20 protein-coding genes and 1 tRNA gene are annotated in these 20,733 nt (G+C 72.3%); 11 read left to right on the plus strand and 10 right to left on the minus strand.

Annotation, left to right across the window (positions count from 1 at the left end; all coding sequences use genetic code 11):
- The first annotated feature begins 25 nt into the window (after nucleotides 1–25).
- Nucleotides 26–1,723 (plus strand): phenylacetic acid degradation protein PaaN, encoded by a 1,698-nt coding sequence (paaN, locus tag ACH4TP_RS18815; RefSeq protein ID WP_398438576.1) that lies wholly within the window; start codon nucleotides 26–28, stop codon nucleotides 1,721–1,723.
- A 50-nt stretch (nucleotides 1,724–1,773) separates the two neighbouring features.
- On the opposite strand, the gene ACH4TP_RS18820 is transcribed toward paaN, so the two are convergent.
- The 3 genes from ACH4TP_RS18820 to ACH4TP_RS18830 are packed head-to-tail and all read right to left on the minus strand — an operon-like array spanning nucleotide 1,774 to nucleotide 4,546.
- On the minus strand, nucleotides 1,774–2,436 hold the full coding sequence (locus tag ACH4TP_RS18820) for a TrmH family RNA methyltransferase (protein WP_389222661.1): 663 nt from the start codon (nucleotides 2,434–2,436) through the stop codon (nucleotides 1,774–1,776).
- The gene (locus ACH4TP_RS18825; protein ID WP_389222659.1) at nucleotides 2,433–3,674 is read right to left on the minus strand and encodes an HTTM domain-containing protein; all 1,242 of its coding nucleotides are present in this window, start codon (nucleotides 3,672–3,674) and stop codon (nucleotides 2,433–2,435) included. Before ACH4TP_RS18825 ends, ACH4TP_RS18820 begins: the two co-directional genes overlap by 4 nt.
- Nucleotides 3,671–4,546, minus strand: coding sequence for a DUF5819 family protein (locus ACH4TP_RS18830; RefSeq protein ID WP_398438577.1), 876 nt, complete (start codon nucleotides 4,544–4,546; stop codon nucleotides 3,671–3,673). Before ACH4TP_RS18830 ends, ACH4TP_RS18825 begins: the two co-directional genes overlap by 4 nt.
- Before the next feature lie 112 nt (nucleotides 4,547–4,658).
- Here ACH4TP_RS18830 and paaA point away from each other — a divergent pair, with 112 nt between their 5' ends.
- The 6 genes from paaA (at nucleotide 4,659) to ACH4TP_RS18860 (ending at nucleotide 9,546) form a co-directional block, all read left to right on the plus strand.
- On the plus strand, nucleotides 4,659–5,675 hold the full coding sequence (paaA, locus tag ACH4TP_RS18835) for a 1,2-phenylacetyl-CoA epoxidase subunit PaaA (protein ID WP_389222655.1): 1,017 nt from the start codon (nucleotides 4,659–4,661) through the stop codon (nucleotides 5,673–5,675).
- On the plus strand, nucleotides 5,672–5,959 hold the full coding sequence (gene paaB / locus ACH4TP_RS18840; protein WP_030692422.1) for a 1,2-phenylacetyl-CoA epoxidase subunit PaaB: 288 nt from the start codon (nucleotides 5,672–5,674) through the stop codon (nucleotides 5,957–5,959). The genes paaA and paaB overlap by 4 nt, the downstream gene beginning before the upstream one ends.
- Entirely contained in the window at nucleotides 5,956–6,681 is a 726-nt protein-coding gene (paaC, locus tag ACH4TP_RS18845; RefSeq protein WP_398181147.1) for a 1,2-phenylacetyl-CoA epoxidase subunit PaaC, read from the plus strand. Before paaB ends, paaC begins: the two co-directional genes overlap by 4 nt.
- Nucleotides 6,675–7,172: a 1,2-phenylacetyl-CoA epoxidase subunit PaaD gene (gene paaD / locus ACH4TP_RS18850; protein WP_389222651.1), complete on the plus strand. Its 498-nt coding sequence runs from the start codon at nucleotides 6,675–6,677 to the stop codon at nucleotides 7,170–7,172. The genes paaC and paaD overlap by 7 nt, the downstream gene beginning before the upstream one ends.
- On the plus strand, nucleotides 7,173–8,261 hold the full coding sequence (locus ACH4TP_RS18855; protein WP_389222649.1) for a 2Fe-2S iron-sulfur cluster-binding protein: 1,089 nt from the start codon (nucleotides 7,173–7,175) through the stop codon (nucleotides 8,259–8,261).
- Between the two features lie 151 nt (nucleotides 8,262–8,412).
- A complete protein-coding gene (locus ACH4TP_RS18860) occupies nucleotides 8,413–9,546 on the plus strand; it encodes an acyl-CoA dehydrogenase family protein (protein WP_398438578.1) in 1,134 nt (377 codons plus the stop codon).
- Nucleotides 9,547–9,563: 17 nt separating this feature from the next.
- Here ACH4TP_RS18860 and ACH4TP_RS18865 read toward each other — a convergent pair whose 3' ends face one another.
- From ACH4TP_RS18865 to ACH4TP_RS18880, 4 genes are all read right to left on the minus strand, one after another.
- Nucleotides 9,564–9,908, minus strand: coding sequence for a rhodanese-like domain-containing protein (locus ACH4TP_RS18865; protein ID WP_389222645.1), 345 nt, complete (start codon nucleotides 9,906–9,908; stop codon nucleotides 9,564–9,566).
- A gap of 57 nt (nucleotides 9,909–9,965) precedes the next feature.
- A complete protein-coding gene (locus ACH4TP_RS18870; RefSeq protein ID WP_398181140.1) occupies nucleotides 9,966–10,871 on the minus strand; it encodes a hypothetical protein in 906 nt (301 codons plus the stop codon).
- A gap of 135 nt (nucleotides 10,872–11,006) precedes the next feature.
- On the minus strand, nucleotides 11,007–12,467 hold the full coding sequence (locus ACH4TP_RS18875; RefSeq protein WP_398438579.1) for a DUF2252 domain-containing protein: 1,461 nt from the start codon (nucleotides 12,465–12,467) through the stop codon (nucleotides 11,007–11,009).
- A 187-nt stretch (nucleotides 12,468–12,654) separates the two neighbouring features.
- Nucleotides 12,655–13,743, minus strand: a complete 1,089-nt coding sequence (locus ACH4TP_RS18880) for a hypothetical protein (RefSeq protein ID WP_398438580.1) — start codon at nucleotides 13,741–13,743, stop codon at nucleotides 12,655–12,657.
- Nucleotides 13,744–13,867: 124 nt separating this feature from the next.
- On the opposite strand from ACH4TP_RS18880, the gene ACH4TP_RS18885 reads away from it, so the two are divergent.
- A complete protein-coding gene (locus tag ACH4TP_RS18885) occupies nucleotides 13,868–14,335 on the plus strand; it encodes a MarR family winged helix-turn-helix transcriptional regulator (RefSeq protein ID WP_389222637.1) in 468 nt (155 codons plus the stop codon).
- A 27-nt stretch (nucleotides 14,336–14,362) separates the two neighbouring features.
- On the opposite strand, the gene ACH4TP_RS18890 is transcribed toward ACH4TP_RS18885, so the two are convergent.
- The 3 genes from ACH4TP_RS18890 to ACH4TP_RS18900 all read right to left on the minus strand — a co-directional run bounded on the left by ACH4TP_RS18890 (nucleotide 14,363) and on the right by ACH4TP_RS18900 (nucleotide 17,113).
- Complete coding sequence (locus ACH4TP_RS18890; RefSeq protein WP_389222635.1) at nucleotides 14,363–15,022, minus strand: response regulator; 660 nt, start codon at nucleotides 15,020–15,022, stop codon at nucleotides 14,363–14,365.
- Between the two features lie 38 nt (nucleotides 15,023–15,060).
- Nucleotides 15,061–16,833, minus strand: a complete 1,773-nt coding sequence (locus tag ACH4TP_RS18895) for a sensor histidine kinase (protein ID WP_398438722.1) — start codon at nucleotides 16,831–16,833, stop codon at nucleotides 15,061–15,063.
- A 193-nt stretch (nucleotides 16,834–17,026) separates the two neighbouring features.
- Nucleotides 17,027–17,113, minus strand: a tRNA-Leu gene (locus ACH4TP_RS18900).
- Nucleotides 17,114–17,660: 547 nt separating this feature from the next.
- On the opposite strand from ACH4TP_RS18900, the gene ACH4TP_RS18905 reads away from it, so the two are divergent.
- The 3 genes from ACH4TP_RS18905 (at nucleotide 17,661) to ACH4TP_RS18915 (ending at nucleotide 20,733) form a co-directional block, all read left to right on the plus strand.
- Nucleotides 17,661–18,518, plus strand: a complete 858-nt coding sequence (locus tag ACH4TP_RS18905) for an FhaA domain-containing protein (protein WP_389222633.1) — start codon at nucleotides 17,661–17,663, stop codon at nucleotides 18,516–18,518.
- 10 nt (nucleotides 18,519–18,528) lie between these two features.
- Nucleotides 18,529–19,053, plus strand: coding sequence for an FHA domain-containing protein (locus ACH4TP_RS18910; protein WP_389222631.1), 525 nt, complete (start codon nucleotides 18,529–18,531; stop codon nucleotides 19,051–19,053).
- A gap of 189 nt (nucleotides 19,054–19,242) precedes the next feature.
- Entirely contained in the window at nucleotides 19,243–20,733 is a 1,491-nt protein-coding gene (locus ACH4TP_RS18915) for a Stp1/IreP family PP2C-type Ser/Thr phosphatase (protein ID WP_389222629.1), read from the plus strand.

Consider the following 20,733-nt stretch of genomic DNA (forward strand, 5'->3'; position numbering starts at 1 on the left):
AGCTCGACGAGGAGTTGGTCCATCGATGGCCACCGCTCAGCTGACCACCGACCGTCTGGCCGAGAAGCACCGGTCCACACTCGACCAGGCGCTCGAAACCATCCGCACCCGCGCCTACTGGTCGCCGTACCCCGAGCACCCGAAGGCGTACGGCGCGGACGGCTCGCTCGACGCGGCGGCGGGCCTCGCCGCCCACCAGTCCGCGCTGAACACCCGCTTCGACCTCGACCAGCCCGGCACGGACGGCTGGACCGGCGGCGAGACCTCGCCGTACGGCCCGGCGCTCGGCATCGAGTACCCGCACGCCGACATCGACGTGCTGCTGCCCGCGATGCGCGCCGGCATGGGCGCCTGGCGGGACGCCGGCGCCGAGACCCGCGCCCTGGTCTGCCTGGAGATCCTCGCCCGGATCTCCGCCCGCACCCACGAGTTCGCCCACGCCGTCATGCACACCAGCGGCCAGGCGTTCATGATGGCGTTCCAGGCCGGCGGCCCGCACGCCCAGGACCGCGGCCTGGAGGCCGTGGCGTACGCGTACGAGGAGCAGACCCGCACCCCCGCCGGCCGGGCCGGCTGGTCCAAGCCGCAGGGCAAGCGCGACCCCCTGGAGCTGAGCAAGGAGTTCACCCCGGTCGGCCGGGGCATCGCCCTGGTCATCGGCTGCAACACCTTCCCCACGTGGAACGGCTACCCGGGCCTGTTCGCCTCCCTCGCCACCGGCAACCCGGTCCTGGTCAAGCCGCACCCGCGCGCGGTCCTGCCGCTCGCGCTCACCGTGAAGGTCGCCCGCGAGGTGCTCGCCGAGGCCGGCTTCGACCCGAACCTGGTCGCGCTCGCCGTCGAGCGGCCCGGCGAGGGCATCGCCAAGACCCTGGCCGTCCGCCCCGAGATCCGGATCATCGACTACACCGGCTCCACCGCCTTCGGCGACTGGCTGGAGGCCAACGCCCGGCAGGCCCAGGTCTACACCGAGAAGGCCGGCGTCAACACGGTCGTGGTCGACTCCACCGACGACTACAAGGGGATGCTGGCCAACCTGGCCTTCTCGCTCTCCCTGTACAGCGGCCAGATGTGCACCACCCCGCAGAACCTGCTGATCCCCCGCGACGGCATCACCACCGACCAGGGCCCCAAGTCGTACGACGAGGTCGTCGCCGACCTCGCGGCGGCGGTCGGCGGCCTGCTCGGCGACGACGCCCGGGCGAACGGCCTGCTCGGCGCCCTGGTCAACCCGGACGTGAAGGCCCGCCTGGAGGCCGCGGCCGGGCTCGGCGAGGTCGCGCTCGCCTCCCGCGAGGTGGTCAACCCGGAGTACCCGGACGCCGTGGTCCGTACGCCGGTCATCGTGAAGCTGGACGGCTCCAAGCCGGACGCCCAGGCCGCGTACTTCTCGGAGTGCTTCGGCCCGGTCTCCTTCGCCGTCTCGGTGGACTCCACCGCCGACGCCCTGGAGCTGCTGCGCCGCACGGTCCGCGAGAAGGGCGCCATGACGGTCGGCGCCTACACGACCTCGGCGGACACCGAGCGCGCGGTGGAGGAGGTCTGCCTGGAGGAGTCGGCCCAGCTGTCGCTGAACCTGACGGGCGGGGTGTACGTGAACCAGACGGCCGCGTTCTCCGACTTCCACGGCTCCGGCGGCAACCCGGCGGCGAACGCCGCGCTGTGCGACGGCGCCTTCGTCTCCAACCGCTTCCGGGTGGTGGAGGTCCGCCGCCAGGCCTGACCCACGGCCTCGTGGAGGCCCTCCGGGGCCTCCACGAGAACCCGCGGGAACTACGGCGCCTCGATCTCCGCGTACCGCTGCACCCAGGCGTGCATGGCGATCGCGGCGGCCGCGCCCGCGTTGATCGACCGGGTCGAGCCGAACTGGGCGATCGAGCAGACCATCTCCACGTGGGCGCGGGCCTCCTCGGTGAGCCCCGGGCCCTCCTGCCCGAAGAGCAGCACACAGCGGCGCGGCAGCACGGTCCGCTCCAGCGGGACGGCTCCCGGCAGGTTGTCGATCCCGATGACCGGGATGCCCTCGGCCGCCGCCCACGAGGTCAGCGAGGCGGTGTCCGGGTGGTGCCGGACGTGCTGGTAGCGGTCGGTGACCATGGCGCCCCGCCGGTTCCAGCGACGGCGGCCCACGATGTGGACCTCCTTCGCCAGGAAGGCGTTGGCGGTCCGCACCACCGAGCCGATGTTGAAGTCGTGGCCCCAGTTCTCCACCGCCACGTGGAAGTCGTGACGGCGGGTGTCCAGGTCGGCGACGACCGCCTCGCGCGTCCAGTACCGGTAGCGGTCCACGACGTTGCGCCGGTCGCCCCCGGCGAGCAGCTCGGGGTCGTACCGCTCGCCCTGCGGCCACGGTTCCGGGTGCGGCCCGACGCCGATCTCGGGGCCGAACCCCTCGTCGTACTGGACCGGCTCGGGCTGTTCTTCCGTGGTGCTCACCCGACGAGGGTACGGGGGTCCGGCTCCTCACTCGTACGGCGCTGCTCGGGCAGCGCCTCGGCCGGCGTCCGCTTCAGCAGCCGGTCCCTGCCCCGGACCACCCGGGCGCCCAGCCACACCAGGAACGCCGTCGGCAGGAACACGGCGTCGGCGGAGATCATCGCGAGCGAGAAGACCGGCAGCCCGAGGAGCACCGCGATCCCGGCGTGCTCGGCCATCATCACGACGAGCAGGACGTTCTTGACCTTGCGGTTGAAGAGCGTGAAGGGGAACGCGACCTGGACGATCACCGTGCCGTAGGACAGCAGCATCACCATGACCCCGCTGGCGCCGAGCAGGCCGGAGAGGGCCGGCCAGGGGGAGAAGTAGTCCAGGTGGAGCGGGTAGTACAGCGCGGTCCCGTCCTCCCAGCGCGAGCCCTGGATCTTGTACCAGCCGGCCGTGGAGTAGATCAGGCAGACCTCGGCCATGAGCACGACGAGGACGGCGTTGTGCGCGAGGTTGGCGAGGGCGTCGAGCAGGATCCGCGGCTCCCCGGGCGCGATCCGGCGGGCCAGCCACCACAGCCCGTTCCCGAGCCACAGCACCCACAGCAGCACCGGCACCCACCACTCGCCGCTGACGTCGCTGAACCAGGTGGCGGCGAGGAGGAAGCCCCCGAGCACCGTCCACAGCAGCGGTCCGACGACATCGCGGCGCGGCGGCTCCCCGGCACGGGCCGCGCGGGCCTCCCGGGCCGCCCGCCGGGCGTCCAGGGACCACACCTGGCCGCAGCGGGTGAAGACGAGGTAGATCGCGACGATGTGGAGGACGTTGTCGCCGCCGTCGCCCACGAAGACGGAGCGGTTCAGCAGCGAGAGCACCCCGACCATGAAGACCACGGACACGGCCCGGGTGCGCCAGCCCACCAGGAGCAGCGCGGCGGAGAGCACCGCGAGCCCGTAGACGAGCTCGAACCAGATCCGGCCGTCCGACCACATGAGCACGGTGAAGGCCCGGTTGTCGGCGATCAGCCGCTGCGCCAGCTCCCAGGACCAGGGGCCGTCGGGTCCGTACAGCAGATGGCGGTGCGGCAGCTCGCGCAGCAGGAAGACCAGCCAGGTCAGCGAGAAGCCGATCCGTACGATCGCGCTCTGGTACGGGGCGAGGGCACGGCCGGTGACGGCCTGCACGCCGCGGGCGAGCTTGCGGTCGAAGGGCTCGCGGGCACGCGCGGGCGTGGCGGGGGAGATGCTCATCGACCCGCCTCCGTGCGGCTCGCGCCGGCACCGGAGGACCGGTCGGCCTCGGTGATCGTCCACCACGGGAAGGCGCGGTAGGAGGGGGTGGAGCGCGACTTCTCGGTACTCCACCGGGCGGCCGGGACGGGCCGGGAGACCGTGCGGAGCTGGATGCGCCGCACCTCGGGGCCGAGGGCGCGTCCGTCGGGGCCTTCGAGGGCGTCGAGCCTGAGCATCACGAGCCGGCGCATGTACTGCTCCGAGAGGTCGCCGCGCAGTCCGTTGGAGCGGCCGTTGTCGTTGTGCGTGTTGGTGTAGAAGTCCACGGCCCTGCGGAGCTGGTTCTGCTGCGAGTGGCTGGGGATCGGGTTGTGCTGGATGGCCTCGATGTCCTGGGCGGTGAGGTCGACCCATCCGGTGGTGCGGCGGCCGCCGTCGGCGGCGGGGGCGAGCTCGACGCGGACCTCCAGGGCGACGTTCGTCTGGAGCGGGTTGGGCGCGAAGAGCTTCCAGTTCTGCTCGAACTCGGGGTAGATCCAGTCGTCGACGACCTCGCCGTGCCGCTTGGTCAGCGTGTTGGACGGCGCCACGTGCAGGAACACCATCGCCAGGTGGACGCAGGCGAAGACGCCGACGACGCCGAGCGCCACGGCGGCGACGACCTGGTACGGCAGCGAGAGCGCCATGATCCCGACGCCCGAGCCGTTCCCGGCCCCCTTGGACCCCTCGCCGTCCTCGGCTCCGGGAGTGGCGCCCGAATGCTCGGGAGCGGTCACCGGGGTCTCGGGAGCGGCGCCCGGGGTCTCGGGAGGGGCCACCGGCGGGTCCGCGGGGGGTCTCCGCCCGTCGTCGCCCACCTCGACCGCGTCCTTTTCGACGTACGCGTCCATCCCGCCCCGATCCCGATCAGCCTGCCTCGGTTATCCACAGGGTTGACACCATACGGGCCGCCGACCCACCATTGAAGTCATTCAACCGAACGATCGGTCGGTAGGGAGTCTGATGACCGCGGTGACGGCAGCGACGACAGGGACCACCGGCGCACCCGGCGTGCCGGACACGGCCGTGGCGGCGGAGCAGGCCGCCTACGAGGCCGTGTTCGACGCCGCCGTCGCCGCCGACGAGCGGATCGAGCCGCGCGACTGGATGCCCGAGGCCTACCGCGCCTCGCTCGTCCGGCAGATCGCGCAGCACGCCCACTCCGAGATCATCGGCATGCAGCCCGAGGCGAACTGGATCACCCGAGCGCCCTCCCTGCGGCGCAAGGCGATCCTCATGGCCAAGGTGCAGGACGAGGCCGGCCACGGCCTGTACCTGTACAGCGCGGCGGAGACCCTCGGCACCAGCCGCGACGAGCTCCTCGACAAGCTCCACTCCGGCCGCCAGAAGTACTCCTCGATCTTCAACTACCCCACGCTGACCTGGGCCGACGTCGGCGCGATCGGCTGGCTGGTCGACGGCGCCGCCATCACCAACCAGGTCCCCCTCTGCCGCTGCTCCTACGGCCCGTACGCCCGCGCGATGGTCCGGGTCTGCAAGGAGGAGTCCTTCCACCAGCGCCAGGGATACGAGGCACTGCTCGCCCTGTCGAACGGCACCGAGGCCCAGCACGCCATGGCGCAGGACGCGGTGAACCGCTGGTGGTGGCCCTCGCTCATGATGTTCGGCCCGCCCGACGACGAGTCGACGCACACCGCCCAGGCGATGGCCTGGAAGATCAAGCGCCACACCAACGACGAACTGCGCCAGCGCTTCGTCGACATCGCCGTGCCCCAGGCCGAGGCCCTCGGCCTCACCCTCCCCGACCCCGACATCCGGTGGAACGAGGAGCGCGGGCACTACGACTTCGGCCCGATCGACTGGACCGAGTTCTGGGCCGTCCTCAAGGGCAACGGCCCCTGCAACGACCAGAGGCTCAACAAGCGGCGCCAGGCCCACGAGGACGGCGCCTGGGTCAGAGAAGCCGCGGCGGCCTACGCGGAGAAGCACACCGGACAGCACGGAGAGGGACAGGCATGACGACCGACGGTTGGCCGCTGTGGGAGGTCTTCGTGCGCTCCCGCCGCGGACTGTCCCACACCCACGCGGGCAGTCTCCACGCCCCCGACGCGGAAATGGCCCTGCGCAACGCCCGCGACCTCTACACCCGCCGGTCCGAAGGCGTCTCCATCTGGGTCGTCCCCTCCACGGCGATCACCGCCTCCTCGCCCGACGAGAAGGACCCCTTCTTCGAGCCGGCTGCGGACAAGCCCTACCGCCACCCGACCTTCTACGAGATCCCGGAAGGGGTGAAGCACCTGTGACCACCGAGACCACCGTTTCGACGGCCGCGGCGCTCGCCCTCGGCGACGACGCCCTCGTCCTCTCCCACCGCCTCGGCGAATGGGCCGGCTCCGCCCCCGTCCTGGAGGAGGAGGTCGCCCTGGCCAACATCGCCCTCGACCTCCTCGGCCAGGCCCGCGTCCTGCTCTCCCTCGTCGGGGACGAGGACGAACTGGCCTACCTCCGCGAGGAGCGCTCCTTCCGGAACGCCCAGCTGGTCGAGCAGCCCAACGGCGACTTCGCCCACACCATCGCCCGCCAGCTCTACTTCTCCACCTACCAGCGACTCCTGTACGGGCAGCTGGCCACCGGCGACGGCCCCTTCGCCGGCCTCGCGGCCAAGGCCGTCAAGGAGGTCGCCTACCACCAGGACCACGCCGAGCACTGGACCCTCCGCCTCGGCGACGGCACCCCCGAGAGCCACGAGCGGATGCAGCGCGCCTGCGACGCCCTCTGGCGGTACACCGGCGAACTGTTCCAGCCCGTCGACGGCCTCGACCTGGACCTCCCGGCCCTGGAGACCACCTGGCTGGACTCGGTCACCGACGTCCTCGGCCGGGCCACGCTCACCGTCCCCTCCGGGCCCCGCACCGGCGCCTGGAGCGCGGGCGCCGGCCGCCAGGGCCTCCACACCGAATCCTTCGGACGGATGCTCGCCGAGATGCAGCACCTGCACCGCAGCCACCCGGGGGCGACATGGTGACCATGACGGCCCTGGAGGAGGAACTGAGCCGCGTCGCCGGCTCCGTCCCCGATCCCGAGCTGCCCGTCCTCACCCTGGAGGAACTCGGCGTCATGCGGGGCGTGCAGGTCCTCGGCCCCGGCCGCGTCGAGGTCTCCCTCACCCCCACCTACACCGGCTGCCCCGCGATCGAGGCGATGGCCTCCGACATCGAGCACGCCCTCCACGAGCACGGCGTCCCGGACGTCTCCGTCGTCACCGTCCTCACCCCCGCCTGGTCCACCGACGACATCAGCGAGGAAGGACGGCGCAAACTCACCGAGTTCGGCATCGCCCCGCCCCGCCCCCAGGGACCCGCCGGCGGCCCGGTGCCCCTCACCCTGGCCATCCGCTGCCCCCACTGCGGATCCACCGACACCGAGCTCCTGAGCCGCTTCTCCTCCACCGCGTGCAAGGCACTGCGCCGCTGCACCGCCTGCCGCGAACCGTTCGACCACTTCAAGGAGTTGTAGATGGAATCCTCAGCCGCCGCACGGGCCGGGTTCCATCCCCTCCGGGTCAGCCAGGTCGACCGGCTCACGGACGACTCCGTCGCCGTCACCTTCGCCGTCCCGCCCGAACTCCACGAGGCGTACCGCCACCTCCCCGGCCAGCACCTCGCCCTGCGCCGCAGAAGCGAACAGGGCGAGGAGATCCGGCGCACCTACTCGATCTGCGCCCCCGCGTCCCCCGCCGGCGAGCCCCCCGTCCTGCGCGTCGGCATCCGGCTCGTCGACGGCGGCTCCTTCTCCACGTACGCCCTCAAGGAACTCGCCGTCGGCGACCTCGTCGAGGTCATGGAACCGATGGGCCGCTTCACCCTCACCGCGCGCCCCGGCCACTTCGCCGCCGTCGTCGGCGGCAGCGGCATCACCCCGGTCCTCTCGATGGCGGCCACCCTGCTCGCCCGCGAGCCGGAGGCCCGGTTCTGCCTGATCCGCAGCGACCGCACCGCCGCGTCCACGATGTTCCTCGACGAGGTCGCCGACCTCAAGGACCGCTACCCGGGCCGCTTCCAGCTGGTCACCGTGCTCTCCAGAGAGGAGCAGCAGGCGGGCCTGCCGTCCGGCCGCCTCGACCGCGAGCGGCTCGCCGGACTCCTGCCCGCCCTCCTGCCGGTCGACAGCATCGACGGCTGGTTCCTCTGCGGCCCCTTCGGACTCGTCCAGGGCGCCGAGCAGGCCCTGCGCGGCCTGGGCGTCGACCGGAGCAGGATCCACCAGGAGATCTTCCACGTCGACGACGGCTCCGCGCCCGCCCCGGCCCCCGCGGCCGACGCCCCGGCGCACGCCACCCTGACGGCGACCCTGCACGGCCGGTCCGGCACCTGGCCGGTGGAGCGGGGCGAGACCCTCCTCGACACCGTGCTCCGCGCCCGCGCGGACGCCCCGTACGCCTGCAAGGGCGGCGTGTGCGGCACCTGCCGCGCCTTCCTCGTCGGCGGAGAGGTGCGGATGGACCGCAACTTCGCCCTGGAGCCGGAGGAGACCGAAGCCGGATACGTCCTGGCCTGCCAGTCCCATCCGGCCACCCCGGACGTGGAGTTGGACTTCGACCGCTGACGAACGACCGCTGACAAAAGAACGGTGACGAACGACCGCTGACGAGCGGGGCGCCGACGAGGTGCGGCGCCACCATTCCCTTCCCCTAGAACCTGTTCTATCTTGACGAACCGTCAGAAGAGCAGGCTCCGGGCAACGGGAAGGCAGCACCGTGGACTTCACCTTCACCGAAGAGCAGCAGGCGGCCGTCGAGGCGGCCAAGGCGGTCTTCGCGGACGTCACGCCCGACGCGGTCCCCAGCCCCGCCCTCACCCCGGGCGCCGTGGCCGAGGACCTCGACCGGCCGCTCTGGGCCCGCCTCGCCGCCGCCGACCTCCTCAGCCTCGCCCTGGCCCCCGAGCACGGCGGCGCCGGACTCGACCCCGTCGCCCTCTGCCTCGTCCTGCGCGAGTCCGCCCGCGTCCTCGCCCGCGTCCCCCTCCTGGAGACCAGCGCCGTCGCCCTGACCGTCGAGCGGTACGCCCACCCCCGTACGGCCGCCGCGCTCCTCCCCCGCACCGCCCGCGGCGAACTCGTCCTCACCGCCGCCTCCCAGGGACGCACCGGCCACGAACCCGCCGACCTGGCCGTCACCGCGCGCCGCGACGGAACCGACTGGATCCTCGACGGCCTCCAGACCGCCGTCCCCTGGGCCCACCGCGCCGACATCATCGCCGTACCCGCGCACACCGCCGAAGGCCGCACGGTCCTCGCCCTGCTGCCCCGCACCCACGAGGGCGTGAACCTCACCGCCCAGTACTCGACCAGCGGCGAACTCCTCGCCGAACTACGCCTCGACGCCGTACGGATCGACGACGCGGACGTCATCGCGACCGACGGCGCCTGGGAACGGCTGCGCGACCTCCTCACCACCGGAACGTGCGCGCTCGCCCTCGGACTCGGCGAGGCCGTCCTCACCATGACCAGTCAATACACCGGAAAACGCGAACAGTTCGGCCACCCCGTGGCCACGTTCCAGGCGGTCGCCGTCCAGGCCGCCGACCGCTACATCGACCTGCGTGCCATGGAGGCCACCCTCTGGCAGGCCGCCTGGCGCCTCTCCAGCGACGCGGACGGGGCGCTCCCCGCGGCGGGGGACATCGCCGTCGCGAAGATCTGGGCCTCCGAAGGGGTCCGCCGCGTGGTGCAGACCGCCCAGCACCTGCACGGCGGCTTCGGCGCCGACACCGACTACCCGCTGCACCGCTACCACGCCTGGGCCAAGCACCTCGAACTGTCCCTCGGCCCCGCAGCGGCCCACGAGGAGGCCCTCGGCGACCTGCTGGCCACCCACCCCCTCGGCTGACGCCCCAGGAGGAAGCGTCAGAGGACGAAGGCCGGGCTGCCGCCCTCCGCCACCATCGGGCGCCCCGCACCGTCCCAGGCCATCATCCCGCCGTCCACGTTCACCGCGTCGAAGCCCTGCTGCACCAGGTACTGGGTGACCTGCGCCGAACGACCGCCGACCCGGCACATCACATAGGCGCGGCCGTGCTCGGCCATGGCCTCCGTCACCTCACCGAAGCGGGCCACGAAGTCGCTCATCGGCACGTGCACCGCGCCCTCGACGTGACCGGCCTTCCACTCGTCGTCCTCCCTGACGTCCAGCACCAGGGCATCGGCCGGCACGGAAGCCGCGTCCACCGAGGGCAGCGGGGAGAAATTCATGGGACAGGCCTTCTCTCGTTCCAGTACCGCCCGAAGGACTCGGCCGGTACTGAAAACCTACTCCACCAGCCCCGCCAGCTCGCCCTCCCGCTCGGCGACCTGCGCGAGCAACTGCTCGGCGATCTCCTCCAGGAGCTGGTCCGGGTCGTCCGGCGCCATCCGCAGCATCGCGCCGATCGCGCTCTCCTCCAGCTCGCGGGCGACCGCCGACAGCATGTCCTTGCGCTCGGCCAGCCACTCCAGGCGCGCGTACAGCTCCTCGCTCTCGCTGAGCCGCTCCTCGGCCGGCACCGGTCCGGCCTCCCACTCCTCGGACAGCTCGCGCAGCAGCGCCTCGTCGCCGCGGGCGTAGGCGGCGTTCACCCGCGTGATGAACTCCTCGCGCCGCTTCCGCTCCTCCTCCTCGCGGGCCAGATCGGGGTGGGCCTTGCGGGCCAGCTCGCGGTAGAGCCTGCGGGCCTCCTCGCCGGGCCGCACCCGCTTCGGCGGCTGAACGGGCCGGTCCGTGAGCATCGCGGCGGCCTCGGGGGACAGCCCGTCGGTGTCGATCCAGTCATGGAACAGCTCGTCCACACCCGGCATCGGCAGCACCGCCGCCCGCGCCTCCTGAGCCCGCCGCAGATCCTCGGGATCCCCGGTACGCGCCGCCCGCGCCTCGGCGATCCGCGCGTCCAGCTCATCGAGCCGCGCGTACATCGGCCCGAGCTTCTGGTGGTGCAGCCGCGAGAAGTTCTCCACCTCGACCCGGAAGGTCTCCACGGCGATCTCGAACTCGATCAACGCCTGCTCCGCCACCCGGACAGCCCGCTCCAACCGGGCCTCGGGCCGCTCGTCCCCACCCGACGGGTCCGCAGCAGGCCCATCCGCGACGGACTGGTCCGCAGCCTGCGGCTCCCCGGACTCGGCCACGGGCCGCTCGTCCCCGGGCCCCTCGTTCACACCCTGGTCCACGCTCACGTCCACGCCCGCCAAGTCCTCGTTCCGCCTCGTCCCACCCAGCCTAGGTCCTCCCGGGGGGGCCTCCCCCCTCCCTCCCCCTCCCCCCTCCCCCTTGGCTTCCCCTGCCGGGCGCGCCCCGGCTTGCCGACCCGACCGACGTCAGACACCCAGTTCCGCCGCTATCCGCCCCGTGCGGACGGCCGACAGCAGGTCGGCGTGGTCGGCGGTGGTGCGGTCGGCGTAGGTGACGGCGAAGGCGGCGACGGCCTCGTCGAGTTCCTCGTTCTTGCCGCAGTAGCCGGATATCAGGCGCGGGTCGGCGCTGTGGGCGTGTGCGCGGGCGAGCAGGGCGCCGGTCATCCGCCCGTAGTCGTCGAGCTGGTCCGGGGTGAGGGCGGCGGGATCCACGCTGCCCTTGCGGTTGCGGAACTGCCGCACCTGGAACGGCCGCCCTTCGACCGTGGTCCAGCCCAGCAGGATGTCGCTGACGACCTGCATCCGCTTCTGTCCGAGCACCACGCGCCGCCCCTCGTGGCCGGTGTCCGGCACGGTGAAGCCGGCGAGCGGCAGATGGGGCAGCAGGGCCGACGGACGGGCCTCCTTCACTTGGAGCACCAGCGGCTCGCCCCGGTGGTCCAGGAGCAGGACCACGTAGGAGCGGGTGCCGACGCTGCCGGTGCCGACGACCCGGAAGGCCACGTCGTGGACGGCGTACCGGGCGAGGAGCGGCAGTCTGTCCTCGGACACGGTCTCCAGGTACGCGCCGAGGGAGGCGGCGACCTCGGCCGCCTCGGCGTCCGGGACCCTGCGCAGCACCGGGGGCGCGTCCACGAATCTGCGGCCGCCGCCCTCGGTGTCCGTCACGGCCTCGGTGGACCGGGCGGCGAACCGGGCGCTCGTGTTGTTGCGGGCCTTGGCGGAGACCCGTTCCAGGGTGCCGAGGAGGTCGCGGGCGTCGGTGTGCGAGACGAGTTCCTCGTCGGCGATCGCGTTCCAGGCTTCGTGGGCGGGGAGCCGGGCGAGCAGGCGCATGGTGCGCCGGTACGCGCCGGCCGTGTCGAAGGCGGCGGCCCGGCACACGTCCTCGTCCGCTCCGACCTCCCGCCCGGCGAGGACGAGGGAGGTCGCGAGCCGCTTGAGGTCCCATTCCCAGGGGCCGACGACGGTCTCGTCGAAGTCGTTGAGGTCCATGACGAGCCGGCCGCGGGCGTCCCCGTAGAGGCCGAAGTTGGCGGCGTGCGCGTCGCCGCATATCTGGGCGGCGATCCCGGTGACGGGCGTTCCGGCGAGGTCCTGGGCCATCAGCCCGGCGGAACCGCGCAGGAAGGCGAAGGGGCTCGCCGCCATCCTGCCGACCCGTATCGGCGTGAGCTCGGGGACCCGGTCCCGGCTCGATTCCTCGACGGCGCGCACGGCGTCCGGGCGGTCGGCGGCGAGGGCCGGCAGGGCATGCGAGGAGCGGGGCACCCGCTCGCGCAACTGCTTGCCGCGCTCCTTGGGGGAGACCCCGGCGCCGGGGGCGGATCGGCGTGCGAAGCCCGGCACGTGCGGGATGCGCGCCCCGTCCCGCTCTCCGTCCGTACCGCGCTGTCCTGGCACGACGGCCCTGATCTCGTCCATGGGACGCCCTCCCCCGATGCGATGTCCAACATCATCCGGCCCCGACCGTACCGCCGTTCCCGATCAGCCGTCTCCCCCTGTGGACAACGCCTGTGGACAACCTCCGGACCCACCCCGGGCCCCACCTCCGCACCCACCCCGGGCCCGCCACCGGACCCACCGCAGGGCCCGCCACCGGGGCCCGCCATCAGACCGCGACAGCCTCCTCCATCTCCTCCTCGGCCTCGGCCTCGGTCTCGGCCGCGTGCCCGGTCCCGGGCCGGGCAGCGGAATCGGCCGACGCCGTGGCCACCACAGCGCCCGCCTTCCTCCGCCGCGCCTCCGCCAGCCCGGCGAGGACGAGGAGCACGGCGCCGGCGAGGAGCCAGAGGGCGAGGACGAGGACGTTCCGGCCGAGCCCGTGGCCGTCGAAGTAGACGTGGCCGCGTACGCCCTCGACGAAGCCCGCGCCGTTCCAGAAGGCATGCAGCGCGCCGAAGAAGCCGGGCTGGAGCTCGGGCCGGTAGATGCCGCCGGAGCTCGTGAAGTTGAGCATGACGAAGAGCACCATCACGCCGAGCGTGGTCCAGCGGCGCAGGAAGGTGTGCAGGCCGACGCCGACGGCCAGGATGCCCGCCGCGTACAGCCAGGACAGCGCCCACACGCCGCCGAGCCCCTGGTCGACCAGGTGGAAGACGGGCCCGGCGAAGAGGGTGCCGATGAGGCTGACGACGAGGGACATGCCGGCGGCGAGGAGGGCCCTGATCCGCATGGGCAGGGCGGCGCCGGCGCCGCCGATGACGGCGACGGAGGCGTACGACCCGATGCTGAGGGCGACGAGCAGGAAGAAGACGCCCTGGCCCGTGGGGTCGCCGGAGGAGGTGGGGGCGACGTCGGTGACCTTGAGCGGTGCGTCCTGGGCGGCGGCGACCTTGGTGAAGACCCTCTCGACGGCCATGGCGCTGGTGTCGGAGGAGCCGGAGGCGACGAGCAGCTCGGGCTTCTCACCGGGGATGTAGGCGCCGAAGCTGCGCTGTTCGCGCAGTGCGGAGACGGCGGTGTCCCGGTCGGCGACGGTACGGACGTCGAGGGCGCCGGCGCCCTTGTCGTGGAGCGTCTGCGCGAGGACCTGTGCGGTGGGTCCGGAGCCGACGACGTCGACGCGCAGGTCGTGGGGCTGGGGCGCGTGGAAGGCGCCGAGGTAGGCGAGCCCCATGCCGACGCACATCAAGAGGGGGGTGAGCAGATGCCCGAGGACATGCCGCAACGCACCGCTGGTGTTCGGTCCTGCGGACACCGAGACCTCCATGGTTGGCTTTTACAACTAAAGAACCGTTGTACTATACAACCGAAAGCCCATGGCTGACGAACACCGCGACCATGGCGAACGACGAACGACGAACGACGACAGGGAGCCCACGATGACCGGCGGCACACCGCCTCCCCGTGAGGCGTCCGTGGACGTCATCCAGCGCGAGCTGACGGCCTTCGCCCGCCGGGCCCGCGCCGCGGCGGCCCGGGTCCATCCCGAGCTCCCGCTGGTCTCGTACACGCTCCTCGCCCACATCGAGGAGCAGCGCGGCTGCCGCGCCACCGACCTCGCGGCCCACTACCTCCTGGACAAGTCGACGGTCAGCCGCCAGATCGCCGCTCTGGAGAAGCTCGGCTTCGTCGAGCGGCGCCCGGCCCCCGACGACCACCGGGTGCACGTCCTGCACCCCACCGCGGCAGGCACCGAGGTCCTCGCCTCGGCCCAGACGAACCGCATGGCCGCCTTCCAGGAGCGTCTGAAGGACTGGCCGGCCGAGGACCTCGCCCGTTTCGCCGCGTACCTGCTGCGCTACAACGAAGCGATCGAGAGCCCTCTCCCGGACGCCCCTTCCGCCTGACCCGGAGCCCCGAGGGTTCCCCTGCGGCTACAGTCCCGCGTCCCGCGCGAGCAGCGCCGCCTGCACCCGGTTCTCGCAGTGCAGCTTGGACAGGATGCGGCTCACGTACGTCTTCACGGTGGCCTCGCTCATGTGGAGGCGCTTTCCGGCGTCCGCGTTGGAGAGCCCTTCGCCGAGCAGCGCGAGGACGTCGCGCTCCTTCTCGCTGAGCGCCGCCACGCGTGCGCGTGCCTCCTCGGCGCGGGCCGCCTCCCGGCCGGTGGCGAGCCGTTCGACCACGTGCCGGGTCGCCGCCGGCGACAGGTACGCGTCCCCCGCCGCGGCGGCCCGCACCGCCCGGATCAGCTCGGCGGGTGCCGTGTCCTTGAGCAGGAACCCGGCACCCCCGTGCTCCAGGGCCCGCAGCACGTTCTCCCGCTCCCCGAAGGTCGTCAGGATGATCACCCGGGCCGCGGGAGCCGCCCGGCGCAGCTCCGGCAGCGCCGAGAGGCCGTCGAGCACCGGCATCTGGATGTCGAGGAGCACCACGTCGGCGGCGTGCGCCCGCGCGGCCTCGATCGCCGCCCGCCCGTCGGCCGCCTCCCCGACGACCTCGATCTCCGGGTCCGAGATGAGGATCATCCGGATCCCGGCCCTGATCAGGGGCTCGTCGTCGGCGATCACGACCCTGATGGGCTGCCCTGCCACAGCTTCTCCCCCACGCCTCCGGTACGGGCGGTGCAGCGCTATCGCTGCTTGACCACGTACGACTTCTTCTCGATCAGCTTGCCGTCCTTGAAGCAGAACCGGAAAACGGGGTCCTCGTCATAGGCGTCGCCCATCTCCGAGGACAGCAGCACCAGGCAGCGGGAGCCCTCCGGCCGTTCGGGTCCCGAGCCGTCGAGTCCGGTCGTGGCGATGGTGCCGCCCGAGGGCAGCTGCTCGCGGACCTCCTTCTCCGTCATTCCCGTCTTCACCGCGTCGTACTGGGCGGGGTCGATCATCCCGTCCTTCAGCGAGCCCATCAGGAAGTAGAGGCCGAAGCCGCCGGCCACCACCAGCAGGACGAGCGCCGCGAACGCGATCCCGCAGCCCAGCGCGATCGCCCCGCCCGTGCTCCTGCTCTTGCCCCCACGCACCGCCATCGCCAGCTCCCGCTCCGTGAACGTCCAGTCGGCCGGTCCGACCACGACCGGACGACCATCGCCCACCAGCGGCTTCGTGGTCTGCTGCCGGAAGTCGTCGGCCGCATCGACCAAAGGCGCTGCCTCCACGACGGGCGCGGCCCCGTACGGCAGCATCCCGGCCACCCGGAACCCGCCGCCGTCGGCGGGACCCGCGTGGCAGATGCCGCCCACGAGACGGGCCCGCTCGACGAGCCCGGCCAGCCCCTGCCCGCCGCTCACGACGTCCTTCGCCGGTCCGTCGACCGGTTCGCCGTTGAAGACCTCCACGACGAAGGTGTCCGGCTCGTACCGCAGCTCGACGCCGATCGGCGTCCCCGGCGCGTACTTGTAGGCGTTGGTCAGGGCCTCCTGCACGATCCGGTACGCGGCGTGGTCGGCGGCCGGGGCCAGCGGCCGCTCCTCCCCGAGGCGCCGCAGCCCGATCGAGGTGCCGGTCGCCCTGGCCGCCTCGACGAGCCCTTCTATCCCGGCGATGCCGCGTGCGGCCCGCCCCGTCTCGTCCCCGACCGGCGCGGGCGCCGCCGTCCCGTCCACCGCGACCCCGTCGCGGAGTATCCCGACGACCTCCCGCAGCTCGTGCATGGCGGTCACCGACGCGTTCCGCAGGACGCCGACCACCTCGCGCTGGCGCTCGCCGAGCTCCCGGTCCACTTCGAGGGCCCCCGTGTGCACGGCGATCAGCGCCAGCTGGTGCCCGAGGCTGTCGTGCATGTCCTGCGCGATCCGCTGCCGCTCCAGCAGCCGCGCCTGCCCGACCACCATGTTCCGCTCGCGCAGCAGCTGTGCGTTGCGCTCCTGGAGGGCGTGGAGCAGGGTCCGGCGCTGGGTCCAGTACCGGTGGGCGAGGCCGGGCGCCAGGGTGGTGCCCAGGTAGTAGAGGGTCGCCATGAAGGCGACGGTGAGCAGCCGCTGCCGGTCCCAGGTCTCCAGGACCGTCCCGCCGACGTTCAGGACGAAGGAGGCGATGAACGCGGCCAGCGCCCGCCCGGCACTGGCGATGTACCGGCCGGACGACCAGCCGAGCACGATGAGCAGCGCCCCGAGGCCGGGCACGAAGGGTGTGAGCCCGGCGGTCAGGACGAGCATGCTCGCGGGGAGTCTGCGCCGGAGCAGCGACAGGACGGCCGCGCCGGCGCCGACCGCGGCCGGCCGCCAGCCCTCGCCGCCCATGAGTTCCTCGGTCCCCGCCGCGAGCACCGCGAGGACCAGGGCGAGGGCCACCTCGCCGGTGATCCTGCGCCGCGACCACTGTCCGGGCGCGGCGAACCAGTCCCACCAGGCGGTGGCCCTGGCCCCGATCTCCCGCACGGTCCAGGTCCCCGACTTCGACATAGCGTCCACGCTCGAACCCTAGGCAGCGCCCGGCACCCCGGACGCCTCTCTTTCGTCTCGCCCTCCGACGACGAAGGTCGCGCGCCGACAAGCGACGACCGCTCGCATGCACCGGGGCCCGACGTGGGAAGGCTCACATCGGTGCCGACGAACGCGGAAGCCCCGTAGGTCGATGACCTACGGGGCTTCCGTCTGGTGCGCGAGGGGGGAGTTGAACCCCCACGCCCTTGCGGGCACTGGAACCTGAATCCAGCGCGTCTGCCTATTCCGCCACCCGCGCATTGGGTGGTCTCCCTGCCCTCTCACTTTTCAGTGGGAGCGCCTGGCGACATCTGAAGATTAGCACGTCGCAGACCGTGGATTCACATCCGTTGTTTCGCCCCCGCTCCCGGAGAACAAGGAGAGGGGTGGAGGCACGGCGGAACGGGGGCGGGAGCGGGCGGGCAGGAGCGACGGAGCCGAGGGGGCAGAGAAGGGGGAGAGGGTGGTGAGAGGGGAGGGGAGGACAGGGGAGGGCAGGGAGAGGAGAGCGGCAGAAGAGCGGCAGCGGAGGGGACGGGAAGAAGAGGGAGGAGAGAGAAAGAGAGGAAGAAGGAAGGGGAGAAGGAGGGCGGAAGGGGACGGACCGGCCCGGAACCCCGGCCCGCGCCTCCGCTCCCGCAGCCGGGTGCGGGACACTGTCCACAGGCCGCCTCTACGATCCGTGGGGAAAGCCTGTGAGAGGTGACACTCGTCCACAGGGCAGAGAAGGGGAACCAGCCGATTTCCCGACGCGTGGATACGATCAGTAAGCAGTACCAGGGCGACAACGACGGAGGAGGTGCCCCATGGGAGTCCTGAAGCGTTTCGAGCAGCGTCTCGAAGGTCTGGTCAACGGCACCTTCGCCAAGGTCTTCAAGTCCGAGGTCCAGCCCGTCGAGATCGCGGGCGCGCTCCAGCGCGAGTGCGACAACAACGCGACGATCTGGAACCGCGAGCGGACCGTCGTCCCCAACGACTTCATCGTGGAGCTGAGCACGCCGGACTACGAGCGTCTCAGCCCCTACTCGGGCCAGCTCGGCGACGAGCTCGCCGGCCTGGTCAGGGACTACGCGAAGCAGCAGCGGTACACCTTCATGGGCCCGATCAAGGTCCACCTGGAGAAGGCCGAGGACCTCGACACCGGCCTGTACCGCGTCCGCAGCCGCACGCTGGCGTCGAGTACGTCACAGCCCCAGCCGCCCTCCCCCGGGCAGCAGGGCCAGGGCCGCGGCGGCTACGGGTACCCCCCGGCCGGCGCCCCGCCCATGCCCTCCTCTCCGCCTCCCGGCGCGCCCGGCCACCGGCCGACGGCGCCCGCGGGACGTCCGGCGGGCGGCCCCGGATCCATGCCCGGCCCCGGCACCCACGCCGGAGCGGGCACCCCGGTGCGCCGCTGGATCGAGATCAATGGCACCCGCCACCAGATCTCCCGCCCGACCCTGGTCCTCGGCCGCAGCACCGACGCGGACGTGAGGATCGACGATCCCGGCGTCTCCCGCCGGCACTGCGAGATCCGGACCGGAACGCCCTCGACGATCCAGGATCTGGGATCCACCAACGGCATCGTGGTGGACGGGCAGCACACCACCCGCGCTACGCTCCGCGACGGCTCGCGGATCGTCGTGGGCAGCACCACCATCGTTTACCGGCAAGCCGAAGGGTGAAGCGGGGGCAATGTCAGAGCTGACCCTGACGGTCATGCGGTTGGGTTTCCTGGCCGTTCTGTGGCTGTTCGTCATCGTGGCCGTCCAGGTCATCCGCAGCGACCTCTTCGGTACGCGGGTCACCCAGCGTGGTTCGCGGCGCCAGGAGGCGCGACCCCAGCAGAACGCGCGCCAGCAGGCCGCCGCGCCTCCGCAGCAGCGCGGCCAGCAGAACGCGGGCGGCGGCCGCCAGCGCCGTGGCGCCCCGACGAAGCTGGTCGTCTCCGAGGGCACCCTCACCGGCACGACCGTCGCCCTCCAGGGCCAGACGATCACGCTGGGCCGGGCGCACGACTCGACGATCGTCCTCGACGACGACTACGCCTCCAGCCGTCACGCCCGGATCTACCCGGACCGGGACGGCCAGTGGATCGTCGAGGACCTCGGGTCCACGAACGGCACGTATCTCGACCGGGCCCGCCTCACCACCGCCACACCCATTCCGCTGGGCGCGCCGATCCGCATCGGCAAGACCGTCATCGAGCTGCGGAAGTAGTACGAGAATGAGCGAGCGGAGCGAGCGAGCCGGGACGAGCCCCGTCAAAGGCCGTGCCGCGCTCCCGACCGGAGCGACTGAAGCGACCGGAGCGACCGGCGGGGCCGGCGTGAACGGAGCGACCGGAGGGTGGGCAGTGTGGGTCGAGACCGGCTGTACCCCGATGCAGCGTCGACAGGGCAGGTGCGCATGACTCTGTCCCTGCGATTCGCCGCGGGCTCGCACAAGGGCATGATCCGCGAGGGCAACGAGGACTCGGGCTACGCCGGTCCCCGGCTCCTCGCCATCGCCGACGGCATGGGCGGCCAGGCCGCCGGCGAGGTCGCCTCCTCCGAGGTGATCTCCACGCTCGTCACGCTCGACGACGACGTCCCCGGCTCCGACATCCTCACCTCGCTCGGTACGGCGGTGCAGCGCGCCAACGACCAGCTGCGGATGATGGTCGAGGAGGACCCGCAGCTGGAGGGCATGGGCACCACGCTCACCGCCCTCCTGTGGACCGGCCAGCGCCTCGGCCTCGTGCACGTCGGAGACTCGCGCGCCTATCTGCTGCGCGACGGTGTCCTCACCCAGATCACCCAGGACCACACCTGGGTCCAGCGCCTCGTCGACGAGGGCCGGATCACCGAGGAAGAGGCCACCACCCACCCGCAGCGCTCGCTCCTCATGCGCGCGCTCGGCAGCGGCGACCACGTCGAACCCGATCTCTCCATCCGTGAGGTCCGGGCCGGCGACCGCTACCTGATCTGTTCCGACGGCCTGTCCGGCGTGGTCTCGCACCAGACCCTCGAAGACACCCTCGCCAGCTACCAGGGCCCGCACGAGACCGTGCAGGAGCTGATCCAGCTCGCGCTGCGCGGCGGCGGCCCCGACAACATCACGGTGATCGTCGCCGACGTCCTCGACGTCGACGGCGGCGACACCCTCGCCGGCCACCTCAGCGACACCCCGGTCATCGTGGGCGCCGTCGCCGAGAACCAGGCGCAGCTGAACGACGGCGGGGCGATGCAGACCCCGGCCGGCCGCGCCTCCGGCCTCGGCCGGCCCGCGCCGCACCAGCAGCCTCCGGCCGGCGGCTTCGGCCCGCCCGGCAGCGGCGGCGACCACGGGTACGGCGGGATGCCTCCGCAGGGCTCCTTCGACTCGTACACGGACGACGACTTCGTCAAGCCGCGCACGGGCCGCAAGTGGCTCAAGCGCTCCTTCTTCCTCCTCCTCGTCCTCGGTCTCGTCGGCGGCGGCCTCTACGGCGCCTGGCGCTGGACGCAGACGCAGTACTACGTGGGGTCCAAGGACCAGCACGTGGCGCTGTACCAGGGCATCAGCCAGGACCTGGCGTGGGTGTCGCTCTCGAAGGTCGAGAAGGACCACCCCGAGATCGAACTCAAGTACCTCCCCGCCTACCAGCGGAAGCAGGTCGAGGACACGATCGCGGGCGGCAGCCTCGACAAGGCCCAGACGAAGATCTCCGAGCTGGCCGTGCAGGCCTCGGCCTGCAAGAAGGCGGAGCAGCGTCACGCCGCCGCCGAGAAGGCCGCCGACCAGGCGAGCAAGCCGCCGGCCCAGAAGCCCGCGGGCACCGCCACCCCCACTTCCAAGCCCACCACAGCCGCTCCGTCCCCGGGTCCCACCCTCACCGCGGAGGAGCAGAAGCTGGCCTCGAACTGCGGCAAGCAGTAA

Origin of the sequence: Streptomyces sp. NPDC021012, assembly GCF_044333355.1 — a bacterium.
Lineage (GTDB): Bacteria > Actinomycetota > Actinomycetes > Streptomycetales > Streptomycetaceae > Streptomyces.

Excerpts from the sequence above, each read along its gene's own strand:
- ACH4TP_RS18885 (WP_389222637.1), top strand. The coding sequence starts at position 13,868 with ATGACCGGCGGCACACCGCCTCCCCGTGAGGCGTCCGTGGACGTCATC.
- paaN (WP_398438576.1), top strand. The coding sequence starts at position 26 with ATGGCCACCGCTCAGCTGACCACCGACCGTCTGGCCGAGAAGCACCGG.
- paaD (WP_389222651.1), top strand. The coding sequence starts at position 6,675 with ATGGTGACCATGACGGCCCTGGAGGAGGAACTGAGCCGCGTCGCCGGC.
- ACH4TP_RS18910 (WP_389222631.1), top strand. The coding sequence starts at position 18,529 with ATGTCAGAGCTGACCCTGACGGTCATGCGGTTGGGTTTCCTGGCCGTT.
- ACH4TP_RS18875 (WP_398438579.1), bottom strand. The coding sequence starts at position 12,467 with ATGGACGAGATCAGGGCCGTCGTGCCAGGACAGCGCGGTACGGACGGA.
- ACH4TP_RS18865 (WP_389222645.1), bottom strand. The coding sequence starts at position 9,908 with ATGAATTTCTCCCCGCTGCCCTCGGTGGACGCGGCTTCCGTGCCGGCC.
- ACH4TP_RS18825 (WP_389222659.1), bottom strand. The coding sequence starts at position 3,674 with ATGAGCATCTCCCCCGCCACGCCCGCGCGTGCCCGCGAGCCCTTCGAC.
- ACH4TP_RS18855 (WP_389222649.1), top strand. The coding sequence starts at position 7,173 with ATGGAATCCTCAGCCGCCGCACGGGCCGGGTTCCATCCCCTCCGGGTC.
- ACH4TP_RS18895 (WP_398438722.1), bottom strand. The coding sequence starts at position 16,833 with ATGTCGAAGTCGGGGACCTGGACCGTGCGGGAGATCGGGGCCAGGGCC.
- ACH4TP_RS18830 (WP_398438577.1), bottom strand. The coding sequence starts at position 4,546 with ATGGACGCGTACGTCGAAAAGGACGCGGTCGAGGTGGGCGACGACGGG.
- paaB (WP_030692422.1), top strand. The coding sequence starts at position 5,672 with ATGACGACCGACGGTTGGCCGCTGTGGGAGGTCTTCGTGCGCTCCCGC.
- ACH4TP_RS18915 (WP_389222629.1), top strand. The coding sequence starts at position 19,243 with ATGACTCTGTCCCTGCGATTCGCCGCGGGCTCGCACAAGGGCATGATC.
- paaA (WP_389222655.1), top strand. The coding sequence starts at position 4,659 with ATGACCGCGGTGACGGCAGCGACGACAGGGACCACCGGCGCACCCGGC.
- ACH4TP_RS18905 (WP_389222633.1), top strand. The coding sequence starts at position 17,661 with ATGGGAGTCCTGAAGCGTTTCGAGCAGCGTCTCGAAGGTCTGGTCAAC.